This is a genomic window from Pseudorhodoferax soli, from assembly GCF_003337555.1.
Lineage (GTDB): Bacteria > Pseudomonadota > Gammaproteobacteria > Burkholderiales > Burkholderiaceae_C > Pseudorhodoferax > Pseudorhodoferax soli.
This window is the reverse complement of sequence record NZ_QPJK01000006.1, coordinates 257392-271806: the sequence shown is the minus strand read 5'-3', so window position 1 is coordinate 271806 and position 14415 is coordinate 257392. Positions and strand designations below refer to the sequence as shown.

General features: G+C 66.2%; 14 protein-coding genes and 1 tRNA gene. 6 read left to right on the top strand and 9 right to left on the bottom strand.

Translation table 11 applies throughout. The features are described from left to right. Positions 1 to 29: 29 nt before the first annotated feature. A complete protein-coding gene (gene ligD, locus DES41_RS21780) occupies positions 30 to 3440 on the bottom strand; it encodes a DNA ligase D (protein ID WP_114469764.1) in 3411 nt (1136 codons plus the stop codon). 345 nt (positions 3441 to 3785) lie between these two features. Here ligD and DES41_RS21775 point away from each other — a divergent pair, with 345 nt between their 5' ends. Then, positions 3786 to 3971, top strand: a complete 186-nt coding sequence (locus DES41_RS21775; protein WP_114469763.1) for a DUF3606 domain-containing protein — start codon at positions 3786 to 3788, stop codon at positions 3969 to 3971. A 19-nt stretch (positions 3972 to 3990) separates the two neighbouring features. Here DES41_RS21775 and DES41_RS21770 read toward each other — a convergent pair whose 3' ends face one another. Then, positions 3991 to 4419: a DUF3597 domain-containing protein gene (locus DES41_RS21770; RefSeq protein WP_114469762.1), complete on the bottom strand. Its 429-nt coding sequence runs from the start codon at positions 4417 to 4419 to the stop codon at positions 3991 to 3993. A gap of 529 nt (positions 4420 to 4948) precedes the next feature. Here DES41_RS21770 and DES41_RS21765 point away from each other — a divergent pair. The 3 genes from DES41_RS21765 to DES41_RS37895 all read left to right on the top strand — a co-directional run bounded on the left by DES41_RS21765 (position 4949) and on the right by DES41_RS37895 (position 6195). Continuing rightward, positions 4949 to 5176 (top strand): hypothetical protein, encoded by a 228-nt coding sequence (locus DES41_RS21765; RefSeq protein WP_245965814.1) that lies wholly within the window; start codon positions 4949 to 4951, stop codon positions 5174 to 5176. Between the two features lie 256 nt (positions 5177 to 5432). Beyond that, positions 5433 to 5831 (top strand): PAS domain-containing protein, encoded by a 399-nt coding sequence (locus DES41_RS21760; RefSeq protein ID WP_114469760.1) that lies wholly within the window; start codon positions 5433 to 5435, stop codon positions 5829 to 5831. A gap of 175 nt (positions 5832 to 6006) precedes the next feature. Then, a complete protein-coding gene (locus DES41_RS37895) occupies positions 6007 to 6195 on the top strand; it encodes a hypothetical protein (protein WP_147282916.1) in 189 nt (62 codons plus the stop codon). Positions 6196 to 6763: 568 nt separating this feature from the next. Here DES41_RS37895 and DES41_RS38810 read toward each other — a convergent pair. The 6 genes from DES41_RS38810 to DES41_RS21735 form a co-directional block, all read right to left on the bottom strand. Beyond that, the gene (locus DES41_RS38810) at positions 6764 to 6994 is read right to left on the bottom strand and encodes a hypothetical protein (protein ID WP_211333045.1); all 231 of its coding nucleotides are present in this window, start codon (positions 6992 to 6994) and stop codon (positions 6764 to 6766) included. 332 nt (positions 6995 to 7326) lie between these two features. Then, a tRNA-Ser gene (locus DES41_RS21755) sits at positions 7327 to 7419 on the bottom strand. A gap of 38 nt (positions 7420 to 7457) precedes the next feature. Then, positions 7458 to 8729, bottom strand: a complete 1272-nt coding sequence (locus DES41_RS21750) for an aspartate kinase (protein WP_114469759.1) — start codon at positions 8727 to 8729, stop codon at positions 7458 to 7460. A gap of 63 nt (positions 8730 to 8792) precedes the next feature. After that, positions 8793 to 9746, bottom strand: a complete 954-nt coding sequence (gene tilS / locus DES41_RS21745; RefSeq protein ID WP_425466380.1) for a tRNA lysidine(34) synthetase TilS — start codon at positions 9744 to 9746, stop codon at positions 8793 to 8795. Positions 9747 to 9748: 2 nt separating this feature from the next. Then, positions 9749 to 10387 carry a CoA transferase subunit B gene (locus DES41_RS21740; RefSeq protein ID WP_114469758.1) on the bottom strand — a complete coding sequence of 213 codons (639 nt, stop codon included), beginning with the start codon at positions 10385 to 10387 and terminating at the stop codon, positions 9749 to 9751. A gap of 2 nt (positions 10388 to 10389) precedes the next feature. Beyond that, complete coding sequence (locus DES41_RS21735; RefSeq protein WP_114469757.1) at positions 10390 to 11202, bottom strand: CoA transferase subunit A; 813 nt, start codon at positions 11200 to 11202, stop codon at positions 10390 to 10392. A 76-nt stretch (positions 11203 to 11278) separates the two neighbouring features. Between DES41_RS21735 and DES41_RS21730 the strand changes: the two genes are divergently transcribed. Continuing rightward, on the top strand, positions 11279 to 11833 hold the full coding sequence (locus DES41_RS21730; RefSeq protein ID WP_114469756.1) for a PAS and helix-turn-helix domain-containing protein: 555 nt from the start codon (positions 11279 to 11281) through the stop codon (positions 11831 to 11833). On the opposite strand, the gene DES41_RS21725 is transcribed toward DES41_RS21730, so the two are convergent. Beyond that, entirely contained in the window at positions 11823 to 12839 is a 1017-nt protein-coding gene (locus DES41_RS21725) for a helix-turn-helix domain-containing protein (RefSeq protein ID WP_211333044.1), read from the bottom strand. The genes DES41_RS21730 and DES41_RS21725 overlap by 11 nt on opposite strands. Positions 12840 to 13011: 172 nt before the next feature. Between DES41_RS21725 and eat the strand changes: the two genes are divergently transcribed. Then, positions 13012 to 14415, top strand: coding sequence for an ethanolamine permease (eat, locus tag DES41_RS21720; protein ID WP_114469755.1), 1404 nt, complete (start codon positions 13012 to 13014; stop codon positions 14413 to 14415).

The window sequence follows — 14415 nt, the reverse complement described above, 5'->3', positions numbered from 1 at the left end:
TTCACTGGAACATTGGCACCCGGTGTCGGTCAGCTCGTAGCCCCAGCCAAGAGACGCATGGCGGCCGTCAGGGATTGGCGCTTCTTCCAATAGCCTGACCACGGATCGGCCTGCTGGAAACTGAGGTACTCGCGCGCCGTCGCGATGGTCCATTGCGCACCGCTTTTCAGCTCCCCCAGCTGCTCCCATGCAATGGGCATGGAAACACCCAAGCCCGGTCGTGAGCGCGCCGAGAACGCCGTCGCGGTGGTGGCCCCGTGGCCATTGCGCAGGTAATCCACGAAGAGCTTGCCGACCCGGTTCTTCGGGCCGCTCTTGGCCACGAAGCGCGAAGGGATGGTGCGCGCCAGGTGCTGCACCACCGATTGCGAGAAGTCCTTGACCGTGTCGTAGTCCAGCCGCGGGGCCAGGGGAACGACGACATGCAGCCCTTTGCCTCCGGAAGTCTTCAGCCAGCATTCGAGCCCGAGCTGTTCCAGCATCGACCGGACGAGCACCGCGGCTTCCTGGACGTGCTGCCAAGGCGCCCCTTCGCCAGGGTCCAAATCGAACACGATGCGGTCCGGCCTGTCGATGTTCTTCGCAAGCGAGTTCCATGTGTGGAATTCGATGACGTTCATCTGGGCGCAGGCGACGAGCGCCTGCGCATTCGGCACTTCCAGCAGTTCCGCGTGCCCTGGCCAAAGGTCTGCGGGAAGGTTGCGAACGTGTGGGATGGACAACTTGTCGTCGTGCTTCTGAAAGAACAGTTCGCCAGTGACGCCGGTCGGGCCGCGTACCAGTGACGTTGGCCGTCCCTTCGGATGCGGCAGCATCCATTCGGCCACGCTTTCGTAGTAGCGCACCAGGTCGACCTTGCGCAGCCCGGTGGATGCGTCGATGACACGTTCGGGGTTGGTTACCTTCAAGCCGGGGGTCTTCGGCGCCGTCTTCGCCGGAACGCCACTGCCCATGGCCTTTGCGCGCTCGCGCACGATGAGGGCCGCCGGCTTGTCCGTGCGCACGCCGCGGAACACGGCATGGCGCACCCGCCGGTCGGGTGTCCACTCGGAAAACGCCACCTCCACGACCACCGTCGGTTGCACCCAGCGCTCCGAGCCAGCAGCGCGCTTCGACCACCGCCCCGGCTTCGCATCCTCCGGAGCAACGGCCGGCTGCTTGACCAGCAGCTTGGTCAGCATTGCCTTCAGCTCTCGGGCAGTTGCCGACCCCCATCCTGTTCCGACCGAGCCCGCAAAGCGCAGCTCCGGTCCCTCGTGGTAGCCGAGCAGCAGGCTGCCCACCTCCTTGCTGGCGCCAGCACGCTCGGTGAAGCCGACCACCACGAACTCCTGGCGGTGCTGGCACTTGAGCTTGAGCCAGGCCTCGGACCGGCCCGCGGTGTAGGGCGCGTCCGCGCGTTTGACCATGACACCTTCCATACCCATCTGGCAGGCGGCGTCCAGCAGCTGGCCGGGCATCACGTCGAACGACTGGCTGAATCGGACGATGCCTTCCCCGCGTTCTTCGAACAACTGCTTGAGCGCCGCGCGGCGGCTGGCCAACGGCACCTCGCGCAGGTCCATGCCGCCCAGGTAGGGGGCATCGAAGACGAACATCTCGATGTCCCGGGTGCGCGCGTTGTCAATGGCGTTCTGCAGGCGGTTGAAGTCCGGCAGGCCGGCATCGTTCAGGACCACGATTTCACCGTCCAGCCACGCGCTCTCAAGCCCGAACTCCGCGATGGCTTGTGCGATGGGGGCGAGCTTGTCGGTCCAGTCGTGGCCGTTGCGTGTGAAGAGCCGAACCTCACTGCCGTTGATCCTCGCCAGCAGGCGGTATCCATCGAACTTGGACTCGACCACCCACTTGCCAGAGGGTACCGAGGAGACCAGGGTCGCCAGCTGCGGCACCAACTTTGCCGGCAGAGGGGCTTTACGCGCCTGCTGCAAGTCAGCTGCAGTGGCGACAGGCGGTGCTGCGCGAACCCGGTGTGGCTCGCGCTCTTCGGCCAGCCCCAGCGGCTGCGCCACCACACTGTCCGGCAGCGCTGCGATGACGTCGTACTCGGTGCTGGGCCGGGCCCAGGCGTCGCCGCGCTTCTTGAAGAATATCCACTGGTCCTGCTTCTTGGCGCCAGGCTTGGAGATGCGGACGAACTCCCACAGGCCGGCCAGCTTCTGTCCATGGAAGTGCAGCATCAGCTTGCCCTTGGCCAGCGCCTCGCGCGGATCGCCCACCGGCTCCCAGGTGCCCTGGTCCCAGACGATGACCTTGCCACCGCCGTACTCACCCTTGGGTATGGCACCCTCAAAGGTGTTGTAGTCGATGGGGTGGTCCTCGACGTGGATGGCCATCTGCTTGCGGGCAGGGTCGAATGAGGGACCTTTGGGGACGGCCCAGGAGACCATCACGCCATCGAGTTCGAGCCGCACGTCGTAGTGCAGCCGGGAAGCCCAGTGCTTCTGGATGACGAACACCAGGCCCTGGTCGCGTTTCGCGGTGCTCGGCGGCAGCGCGCCAGTCGGTTCGGCGGTCTTCGTGAAATCGCGCTTGGCGTTGTAGCGTGCGAGCGGCTGGCTGGCCGAGGCTTCTGCTGCCGGCGCCTTTGGCTTGCCCGCGGCCCGGCTGGGCGGCTCGTTGACTTGGGGCCGCACTGGTTTGGCAGTGAAGCGCCTCGCACGTTTGGCCGCGGCGGCACGGACTTCGGCCCACACCGGCGCATGGTCGCTGGCGCCCTCCTGCCCACGCTCCTCGCGGTCCACACCGGCATCGACGACCTGCAGCGATGCGCTGACCAGAATGTGGTCGATGCGCAGGCCCGCATCGCGCTCCCAGCGCTTGCGGCGGTAGTCCCAGAACGTGAAGAACTTCTTTTTGGGATTGACGGCCCGCAGTGCGTCGGTCCAGCCCTGGGAAAGGATCGCGGCATAGGCTTCACGCGGTTCGGGCTGCAACAGCGCGTTGTCGCGCCAGGTGTCGGGCTTGTAGATGTCGGCGTCCGTAGGCACCACGTTCCAGTCCCCCATGAGCACGACGGGCTGGCCCGAACTCCACAGCACATCTGCCCGCTGGCGCATTCGCTCGAACCAGCGCAGCTTGTAGTCGAACTTGGGGCCCGGTTGCGGATTGCCGTTGGGCAGGTACAGGCAGGCGAACAGCACACCGTTGATGGCGGCCTCCACGTAACGCGCTTCCTTGTCTTTCGCGTCCCCCGGCAGAGAGGTCACGACCGGCAACGGCTCTTGGCCTCGAGCCAGGAGTGCCACGCCGTTCCACGTGCGCTGGCCTACCACGAGACTCTGATAGCCCGCATCCGCCAGCGCCCTGGTCGGGAAGGCGGCCGTGGGCGTCTTCAGTTCCTGGAGCGCGACGACATCTGGCTGGGCACGCTCAAGCCAGCCAAGCAGGAGGTCCAGCCGCTTGATAACGTTGTTGATGTTCCAAGTGGCAACACGCATGGCGCGGGAAGCAGGATGTCACGACTTGCAGAGACAACTCGGCGACAGCTGTCCGTCGCTGTAGTGCCCAGGGACCCCCTCGGCCGGAAGCGCCCAGTGCCTCGAGCACAAAGAACCGGACGAGGCCATCAGGGTCGTTTCAGGCATAGGCGCGCCAGCAAGATCTCTCTCGTCAGGTCGGCACGATGTCAGCGGCAACACGCGCCTGCTGTCGGCATTTTGGCCGACGGCCTTCCGTCGGTTCTTTTCTGCAGCCAATTGGGCGCTACGCCGGTGTCGCGAGGTGCACGCCACAGCCACTCTAGTGGGGCGGGATGTTCCGCGAACACCATGAAGCGAGCAAACATGGCAGACGACAAGACCAAGGCCGGTGGAACAGATCGGCAGCGCATCAACGTCAACGAAGACTACGAACTGCGCGGCTGGGCGACGAAGTTCAACGTAACACCCGAGAAGCTGAAGGAAGCCGTCAAAGCGGTCGGGACCAGCGCCGACGCGGTGGAACAGCACCTGATGCAGTCAAGTAGATGAGTTCAGCCTTTCGGCGAGCTCAGTCCTTGAGGTCGGCTGGCACTTTGCCGCCATTGGCTGCCACCTTGTTCATGACCTGCCGATGCAGCCAGATGTTCATGGCTGCGGAATCGTTGGTATCACCCGTGTAGTGCAGCTCCTTCGCCAAATCCTTGCGCGCCGCCAGCGAGCTGTCCAGTTGCAGCAGCTTGAGCAGATCGACAATGGACGTCTTCCAGTTCAGCTTTTCGCTGGACGCCGCGGCCATGCCGTCCAGCATCTGTCCGACATCGACTTCAGACAGGGGTTGCGCAGTCGAAGGTGCCTGCGCGGGTGCCGCAGTCGTCGCTCCAGGAGCAGTACCGAGGGAGGCCGGCGCGGCGGGGGCAGAAGGGGCCGACGGCGCTGGGGCGTTTGCGGCGTGCGATGAGGGAAAGAGTTTTCCGAAGATGTTGCTGAGAATGCTCATGGAAGCCTTTGTGTGGTGAGGTGTGGAGTCTGGTGGGCCCTAAGCGCGCGGGCGTGGGACGCTGCGCCGATGACGCGTCGGGCAGCGACCAAGACATGCAGAATGCCGCAAGCGCTACTGCGACGGTTCTTGTTTGGATTGCGGATGCTGGTCTGCGTGCAGTCCGAGCGGAACCGAGTCCATCCTGCTCGGCCGCGTCGGCGTCGCTGTATTCATGCCGACTGCGTTCAGGATGTGCCGGCGCGTTGTTGGGCACGCCAGTTGCTGAAAATCCCCCCTTGGAGACCGGGGGCGGCCGCAACGGAGCATGAGCAGCAAGTGCGTGAATCCCTGGCCGGACCGTCGCGCGAAGAGACGGCGCGCGGTAAAGCGGCCATCCCCGGGGGAGACCATCCAAATGCTGTGAGGCCGTATGGAACAGGCCACTGGCGTCGCACCCAGGACGCCTGACGGGCGCTACCTGGTCGTGCGAGGACGCCTGTGGCGAGCGTCCGATCCAGGGCTTGGCGCGGACCGGCGAGAAGCGCTCGTGAAGAAGCTGATGGAGGCGCGCCGGGCGTTGCGCCGAGGTGCTCCAGACCACGGCCGAGCCGCCGCACGCCAGCAGGTCGAGGATGCGAAACGCGGCCTCGGCGAACGAGGCCCCGTGTGGTGGGCCGATGGCTCGCCTGACTACAACCGGATGTTGGTCAAGAACACGCCTTACGCCGAATGGTTTGCAAGCTTGGCGCCGCTACACCAGCCGCCAGCGCGGTGACGGCGCCAGAGCGCAATATGTAGCGCCCCCACAACCCTAGACAGAAGTCTATGGCCCAAACGGCCGATCGCCTCGGAAACCGCCGACATCCATTGCTCTCGCATGCCAAGGGATTGGTCACTGGTGCAGCAGAGGCTGTCGAGAAAGGTGACTTCCGCAGGCTGGTAGTACAGGGTCAGGTTGAGAGGCGCCGACGAAAGGTCGGTACGTTTTCCTCGGCGGTGAAGGGTTGGCACCCCGATTGCCCTATGGCCATATGGACCATAACTACGACCAAGCTGCGTGCCATGGCCGCCTGCCCTCGGACACCGATCAAGCAGTCCACCTGCTAGAAAACGCTGAGGTGGATCACCTCGACGTCGGTGTCATCGGCTTCGATCAGGAAGGCATGGTGCGCGTCTACAACCACCCGGAATCAGCGGCTGCGGGCCTGTCGCGCGAACGCGTGTTGGGCAAACACGTGTTCGAAAGCGTCGCCCCGTGCATGAACAATTACTTGGTCGCTCAGCGATTTGCAGACGCGGCGACCAGCAGAGAACCCCTGGACGTAGAGATCGACTACGTGCTGACGCTGCGCATGAAGCCGACCGGAGTTCGCTTGCGTCTCATCTGGACGCCGCAGGCGCAGCTGAGCTACATCGTCGTGCACCGATAGAGCAGTCCAGCCGGCGTTGCCGTCTACTGCAGCCACCTGCAAAGCGTTCCTCGCTGCACGGCCAGCGTTTGTGAGAAAGCCACAGGGTTGGCTCGTCAACGCAGTTGTTCGACTGACAGCTCTCAGGGCATGCGCTCTTACATCCCGATCAGCTGGCAGGCGCCAGGATGGTTGAATGGACAAGGAAGCTGAGGAACTGGATACAGCAGTTCGGCGGGTCAACGAAGCAACGGCAGAGGTCCGGGCGTGCGCGAATGCGGGCCGATCGGTGCCACCTGAGCTGACTCGCCGGCTCACCGTTGCAGTGCAGCAGCTGCGGACGAAGCTCGCGACACCGACGCGTGACACGCGACGGGCCGACTGAAACCGTCTAGGCCACCTGACAAAAACCCCCTCGGGCGCCTATAGTCCGGCCCATGCTTACACCGGGCACCCGAGCTTGTCTGGAGCAATGCCGCGCTGTCGTGGCAGATGCCGATTTGAACGATAAGCTCCAGCAGTTGGGCAGCGATCTGATCGGCCATCTGCTGGCCATGCATGCAGACAAGTGCTCAATACGCAGATCCTGCTCCTTGCGTTGCAAAGCCTGGAGCTGGTGCCCGGTCTTGAAGACGCAGTGAGCGAGCTGCGCGCCACGGCCGCCCGGGAACAGACGCAAAAAGATTAATTTGCGGGGGCGCCGATTGACAGCACTGCCTATGCTCAATCCGAGAGTGCTTGCGGCGGTCGGCTAAGGCGGCCTTTCGATACTGTCGTTCCCCTGGTGTACCCTGGAGAACATACATCGCAAAGGCTCCTGCATGAACGATCGCACCGCAAGCATCCCTGAAGTTGCGCCCAATCCGGCTACAGCTGTCGTGGCAAGAACCTACGTAAACAGCGCGATGAGGCAAACCTATGTGCCTAGCAACACTGCGCCGACCCGGCCAGGCTCAGACGATCACAAGCGATACGCGTCCAAAGGCAACCTTACCTGACTGCGCCGTGCGGTGGAGATCCGCGCCGCGTCGATGGGCCGGCCTGGAGACCACTGAAGCAACGATGACGGCACCCAATCCATCGACGACGACTTTCTGTGGCCAGTTGAGGTAAAGGAGCTGACCGGGGGTGTGGCCAACATCGACGAGCAAGAGCGCAGCTTGAAGCGCGATGGCATGGCGCACCGGCTTCGCTGTCGCACTCCCTTCTGCAGCCCCAGCACCTGGTCCTCCAGCCTAATCAGCCTGTGAGCCGGTCTGCGTCCTGTATCGTGCCAGCGCGACTCAGATCGCCAAGCTCCTTGCGCAACGCTTCAGCGCGACGGGCGGCTGGAAGCCCGGATATTTAGGGATCGGTTTGCACGCCCACCTCACCCAGGACCACGTCCACCAACTGGAGCAGGCGACCCGGATCTTGTTCGACGCGCAGAACATCAAGACGCCGGCTCTTCGAATGGGGGGCGCAATGGTGGGTAGAAATGAAAAACGGGCCCGAAGGCCCGTTTTTGCTTGCTGTTTGGCGGAAACGGAGGGATTCGAACCCTCGATGAGGCTCTACACCCCATACTCCCTTAGCAGGGGAGCACCTTCGGCCACTCGGTCACGTTTCCTGGAAAACCCGGCCATTATGGCACGGATTTAATGCGAATCAGGCCGCTGCGGGCTGGTCCAGATCGAAAACCCGGTGCAATGCGCGCACCGCGAGTTCCATGTACTTCTCGTCGAGCACGACCGAGGTCTTGATCTCGCTGGTGGAGATCATCTGGATGTTGATGCCCTCTTCCGACAGGCAGCGGAACATCTTGCTGGCCACGCCCACGTGGCTGCGCATGCCGATGCCCACGATGCTCACCTTGCAGATCTTGGCGTCGCCCACGACTTCCTGCACGCCCAGGCCGGGCAGGACCTTTTCCTTCAGCAGGTCGATCGTCTTCGCATAGTCGTTGCGGTGGACCGTGAAGCTGAAGTCGGTCCTGCCGTCCTTGCTGACGTTCTGGATGATGACGTCGACCTCGATGTTGGCGTCGGCCACGGCGCCCAGGATCTGGTAGGCGATGCCCGGCTTGTCCGGCACACCCAGGACGGAGATCTTGGCTTCGTCGCGGTTGAACGCGATGCCCGACACGATGGCTTGTTCCATTTGCTCGTCTTCCTCGAAAGTGATCAGCGTGCCCGACTTGGCTTCCTCGTCCAGGTCGATGTCCCAGGGCGTGAAGCTGGACAGCACGCGCAGCGGCACCTTGTACTTGCCGGCGAATTCCACCGAGCGGATCTGCAGCACCTTGGAGCCCATGGAGGCCATCTCCAGCATCTCCTCGAAGCTGACGGTCTGCAGGCGGCGGGCCTCGGGCACCACGCGCGGGTCGGTGGTGTAGACGCCGTCCACGTCGGTGTAGATCAGGCACTCCTGGGCCTTCAGCGCCGCGGCCACGGCCACGGCCGAGGTGTCGCTGCCGCCACGGCCCAGCGTGGTGATGTTGTCGTCCTCGTCCACGCCCTGGAAGCCCGTCACGATGACGACCTTGCCGGACTGGAGGTCGGCGCGCACACGGTCGTCATCGATGGACTCGATGCGGGCCTTGGTGTACGCGTTGTTGGTGCGGATCGGCACCTGCCAGCCAGCGTAGCTGACCGACTGCACGCCTTCGGATTGCAGCGCAATCGCCAGCAACGCGGAGGAGGCCTGCTCGCCGGTGGCGGCCAGCATGTCGAGTTCGCGGTGATAGGCCTCGGCAGGCTTGGCCGGCGCCAGCTCCTTGGCCAGGCCCAGCAGCCGGTTGGTCTCCCCGCTCATGGCGCTGGGAACCACCACCATCTGGTGGCCGGCGCGGGCCCACTTGGCCACGCGCTTGGCGACGTTGCGGATGCGCTCGGTCGAGCCCATCGACGTGCCGCCGTATTTATGAACGATGAGTGCCATGGATAGTGGTGGGAGGCGCCCTGTCCGGGCTCGGCTGTCGGCCGGCGACGCCCCTGCAGTGTGTCAACTCGAAAGCGCGGGATTGTACCAATCGAGCAACGCGCCACTGCGCCGCACGAAACCGGCCCCGACCTTCAGGTGCAGGCGGTGGCCACGGGTGCGGCAGGCGTCGATCTGGTCCAGCAGTTCGGCCAGTTGCACCGCACTCGGGGCCGTTGCGTGGGCCTCGGCCAGCCAGTGGCGCAGCGCATTGGCCTGGCGCGCGCGCGGCAGCGCCTGCAGCGCTGCGATGGCGGGGGGGATGCCGGTGGCCCGCAGGTCTTGCTCGGCGAGGCCGCGCAGCAGCTCCTGCGCCTCGCCCGCGTGCGCGGCGCTGCGCGCGAAGGTACTGCGAAAGGCCGGAAACAGCCGTTGCAGCACCGGCAGCAGTTCGGCGCGGATGCCGTTGCGCAGGTAGGCAGGGTCGGCATTGCTGGGGTCTTCGACCCAGGCTGCGCCCTGTTCAGCAAGCCAGGTGCGCAGTTCTGCGCCCGGCACGCGCAGCAGCGGCCGGTGAAAGCGCAGGCCGCCCCACTCCCACTGGGCCGGCATGGCCGCCAGGCCCGGCAGGCCGGCACCACGCGACAGCGCGAGCAAAATGGTCTCGACCTGGTCGTCCGCATGCTGGGCCAACGCCACGTCGCGCGGCCCGCCCTCGCCCCAGCTGCGCGCCGCGACCTCGGCAATCGCTGCGTAACGCGCACGCCTGGCAGCGTCTTCGGGGCTCTGGCCGCGCGCATGGCGCGCCTGCACACGCGCCACGGCCAGCGGCACGCCGAGCGCGGCGCAGGTGTCTTTGCAGTGGGTCTCGAAACCGTCGGCAGCGGCCTGCAGGCCGTGGTGCACATGCACGGCGTGCACCTGGCCGGGCCAGCGGGCTGCGCAGGCGCGCAGCAGCGCCGATGAATCGGCGCCGCCGCTGTAGGCCACGGCCAGCGGCAGCCGCGGCGCGAAGGCGGCGATCGCCTCGGTGAACAAGCTCAGATGAGTTGGACGCCGGTCTTGGCCTGCAGCGCTTCGCGCGTGACGCCAGGCGCCATCTCCACGACCTTCAGGCCCCCGGGCGTCACGTCCATGACGGCCAAGTCGGTGATGATGCGGTCTACCACGCCCACGCCGGTCAGCGGCAGGGTGCACTTGGGCAGGATCTTGAGGTCCTCGGTGCCGTCCTTCTTCTTCGCGACGTGCTCCATCAGCACGATCACGCGCTTCACCCCGGCCACCAGGTCCATGGCGCCGCCCATGCCCTTGACCATCTTGCCCGGAATCATCCAGTTGGCCAGGTCGCCTTCGGCGCTGACCTGCATCGCGCCCAGGATGGACAGGTTGATCTTGCCGGCGCGGATCATCGCGAAGCTCTCGTGGCTGCCGAAGATCGAGGTGCCCGGCAGCGTGGTGACGGTTTGCTTGCCGGCGTTGATGAGGTCGGCGTCGACCTCGTCCTCGGTCGGGAACGGGCCGATGCCCATCATGCCGTTCTCGCTCTGCAGCCAGACTTCCTTGTCGGCCGGGACGAAGTTGGCCACCAGGGTCGGGATGCCGATCCCGAGGTTCACGTAGAAGCCGTCTTCCAGTTCTTGCGCCGCACGCGCGGCCATCTGGTCTTGGGTCCAGGGCATGTTCAGACTCCTGCTTGCTTGTTGACAGGCACCTTGGGCACCGGCACCTCGTCCACGGCCGCGGCCTGGGCGATCACGGCCTGGGCTTCGACTTTTGCGGCGGCTGCGTCCACGGGCACGGCGGCGCGCAGCGTGCGCTTCTCGATGCGCTTCTCGGGCGTGGCATTGAGCACGATGCGGTGCACGTAGATGCCGGGCAGGTGCACGGCGTCCGGGTCCATCTCGCCGGTCTCGACGATCTTCTCGACCTCGACCACGCAGATCTTGCCGGCCATCGCGGCGGCCGGGTTGAAGTTGCGCGCCGTGCGGCGGAACTGCAGGTTGCCGGACTTGTCGGCCGCGTAGGCCTTGACCAGCGCGACCTCGGGCAGCAGCGCGCGCTCCATCACATAGGTCTCGCCGTCGAACTCGCGCAGCTCCTTGCCCTCGGCCACCAGGGTGCCGACACCGGTCTTGGTGAAGAAAGCCGGGATGCCGGCGCCGCCGGCGCGCAGCTTCTCGGCCAGCGTGCCCTGGGGCGTGAACTCCAGCTCCAGCTCGCCGGCCAGGTACTGGCGCTCGAACTCCTTGTTCTCGCCCACGTAGCTGGCGATCATCTTCTTGATCTGGCGCGTCTCCAGCAGCTTGCCCAGGCCGAAGCCGTCGACACCCGCGTTGTTGGAGATCACGGTCAGGTTCTTCACGCCGGAATCCTTGAGCGCCTCGATCAGCGCCTCGGGGATGCCGCACAGGCCGAAGCCGCCCACGGCCAGCAGCTGGCCGTCCTGGACGATGCCCTTCAGCGCCGCCTCGGCGGAAGGATAGATTTTGTTCAAGGGTGCCTCCTATGGGTTCGGACCGCGGAACGATACTACGTAGCGGAGTACGTAGTTTTTCCTAATGAGAATCCCGATGGACATCGACTACCGGCTGGCATTCGATCTGGCGCCCATCGGCTTGGTGGTGTCGCGCGAGCGGACGATTGTGGACTGCAACCGGCATCTGTGCGAGATGTTCGGCGCCGCGCGCGAGCAGCTCGTCGGCCAGTCGTTCCGCGTGCTCTACCCCAGCGCCGACGAGTACGAGCGCACCGGTGAGCGCATCACGCCCATCATGAACGCCAAGGGCCACTACGCCGACGACCGCATCATGCGGCGCGTGGATGGCCGCCTGAAGGGCGAGGCCTTCTGGTGCCATGTCACGGGCCGCGCCTTCGACCGCACTGCGCCGCACGCTGCCGGCATCTGGAGCTTCGAGGACCTGAGCGCGCGCCGCAGCGTGCACGCCAGCCTCACGCCGCGCGAGCGCGAGATCGCAGCCCAGGTCATGCAGGGCCTCACGGCCAAGGAGATCGGCCGCGTGCTGGGCATCAGCCACCGCACGGTGGAGATCTACCGTGCGCGCGTGATGCGCAAGTACGGTGCGGGCTCCACGGCCGAGCTGGTGCACCGGCTCGTCACGCGCTGAGCGGCGCGGCCCGGCGCGACAGGCGCAGCGTCTGCGAGGGCAGCTCGCCGAAGAGCTCCTTGTAGGCCTGGGCAAAGCGGCCCATGTGGAAGAAGCCCCACTGCGCGGCCACATCCTGCACGTGCAGCTGCTCGGCGGCCGTGCCGCGCAGCCGCCGCCGGCAGGCGTTGAGCCGCACGGAGCGCAGGAAGTCCGCCGGTGAGACGCCCACGGTGCCGAGGAAGTGGTTGTGCAGCGTGCGCGGCGTGAGGTGCAGCCGCGCGCACAGGTCCTCCACCGACAGCATGTGGTTGAACGGTTCGGCCGCCATGTCGCGCGCGGCCATGACCTCGGCCAGGCGCCGCTGCGCACTGGCCGGTGGGCCCTGCCATGCGGCGTCGTCACAGCACTGGGCCAGGAGCCGCAGCAGCTGGCCGGCCAGCACGTGCATGGCGCGCAGCCCCCAGGGCTGGGCCGCCTCGTCGCTGGCCCCAAGCGCCAGCATGGATTCGATGGTCTGGCACAGCGCCGCATGCCGGTGCGGCGAGAGCGCGCCCGCACAGACTTCGGCCCGCCCCTGCAGCAGTGGCGTCAGGCCCAAGGCGTCGCAGCGCGCGGCGAGCCAGGCTTCCTCCAGCACCACGCCATAGATGCCGAAGCGCTGCGGCGTGCGCAGGGCAAAGCCGGCGTCGGCCCGCGCGGCCATGAGGGTGCGCGGGCGCTCGCCGGGCTGCAGCCGCCCGCAAAAGTGCAGCAGGCCTTCCCCTTCGCCCAGACCATCGGGGATGCCGAACCACACGGAGCCCGGCCACGGCCGGCAGCGCTGGCTGGTCTGCTGGTCCGTGAACTCGTGGAACACCTGCAGCCGCGGGGCGTGCAGCCAGAGCTCGCGCACCATCCCGGTGAAGTGGCCGCACGACAACTGGTCGTACTCCTGGCGCCAGGAGGACAGATGGCCGGCGTGCTCGTCCACGTCGGCGCTGCGGCGCACGCTGTAGGCGGCGCCCATGGCGGGTCGGCTTGTCATCCGCGCTTCTCCCAGGCATCCATGCAAGGGTAGACGCAAGACCGATGCCACGCCAGCCGCCCGCTGCTGCGACCGCGGGGCGCAGATTTTCCGAAAGCGGATAGCGGCGGCCCGGCGGCACGGGTGCAATCGGTCCATCCTCCTCACCTGCTCCACGTCGAGCCCCACTGCGATGAGCGCCATCCCCTCCTCCGCCGCCGCCCCCACCTCGGGCCATCTCAAGAAGGTCCTGGGGCCGCTGCAGCTGTGGGGCATCGCCGTGGGCCTGGTCATCTCGGGCGAGTACTTCGGCTGGAGCTACGGCTGGAACACCGCCGGCACACTGGGCTTCCTGGTGGCCACGGTGCTGGTCGCAGCCATGTACACCACCTTCATCTTCAGCTTCACCGAACTGTCCACGGCGATCCCGCATGCCGGCGGCCCTTTCGCGTATGCGCGGCGCGCATTCGGGCCCACGGGCGGCTTCATCGCCGGCTTCGCCACGCTGGTGGAGTTCGTGTTCGCGCCGCCGGCCATCGCGCTGGCCATCGGCGCCTACCTCAATGTGCAGTTCCCAGGCATCGATCCCAAGATGATCGCGCTGGGCGCCTACGTGGTCTTCATCGCGCTGAACTGGGTGGGCGTCAGCATCGCCGCCACCTTCGAGCTGTTCGTCACGCTGCTGGCGATCTTCGAACTTCTGGTGTTCATGGGCGTGGTGGCGCCGGGCTGGTCCATGGCCAACTTCGTCGCCAACGGCTGGGCCGGTGGCAGCGTGCTGGACGGCAAGGCCGTGGCCGGCATCTTCGCCTCGATCCCGTTCGCGATCTGGTTCTTCCTGGCCATCGAGGGCGCGGCCATGGCGGCCGAGGAGGCGCGCGATCCGCACCGCACCATCCCCATGGCCTACACCACGGGCATCGTCACGCTGGTCGTACTGGCTTTCGGCGTGATGGTGTTCGCAGGCGGCGTGGGCGACTGGCGCACGCTTGCCAACATCAACGACCCGCTGCCGCAGGCCATGAAGGCCGTGGTGGGTGCCTCCAGCGGCTGGCTGCACATGATGGTGTGGATCGGGCTGTTCGGGCTCATCGCCTCGTTCCACGGCATCATCATGGGCTACTCCCGCCAGATCTTCGCGCTGGCCCGCGCCGGCTACCTGCCGCGCTACTTCGCCGCGCTGAGCCCGCGTTTCGACACGCCGCACCGTGCGCTCGTGGCCGGCGGCGTGGTCGGTGTGGCGGCCATCTTCAGCGACGAGTGGATCAGCTTCGGCGGCCAGACGCTGACGGCCAACATCGTCACCATGGCCGTGCTCGGCGCCATCGTCATGTACCTCGTCTCCATGGCCGCGCTGTTCAAGTTGCGCGCCAGCGAGCCGCACCTGCACCGGCCCTACCGTGCGCCGTTCTATCCCGTGTTCCCGGCCATCGCGCTCGGGCTGGGCCTGGTCTGCCTGGGCGCCATGGTCTGGTTCAACACCCTGTTGACGGTGCTGTTCTGCGTGCTGATGGCCTTGGCCTACGCCTACTTCCGGCTGACGGCCGACCAACGCGCTGCGGCTGCGCACGATAAGCTGCTCTCAGGAACCGACTGA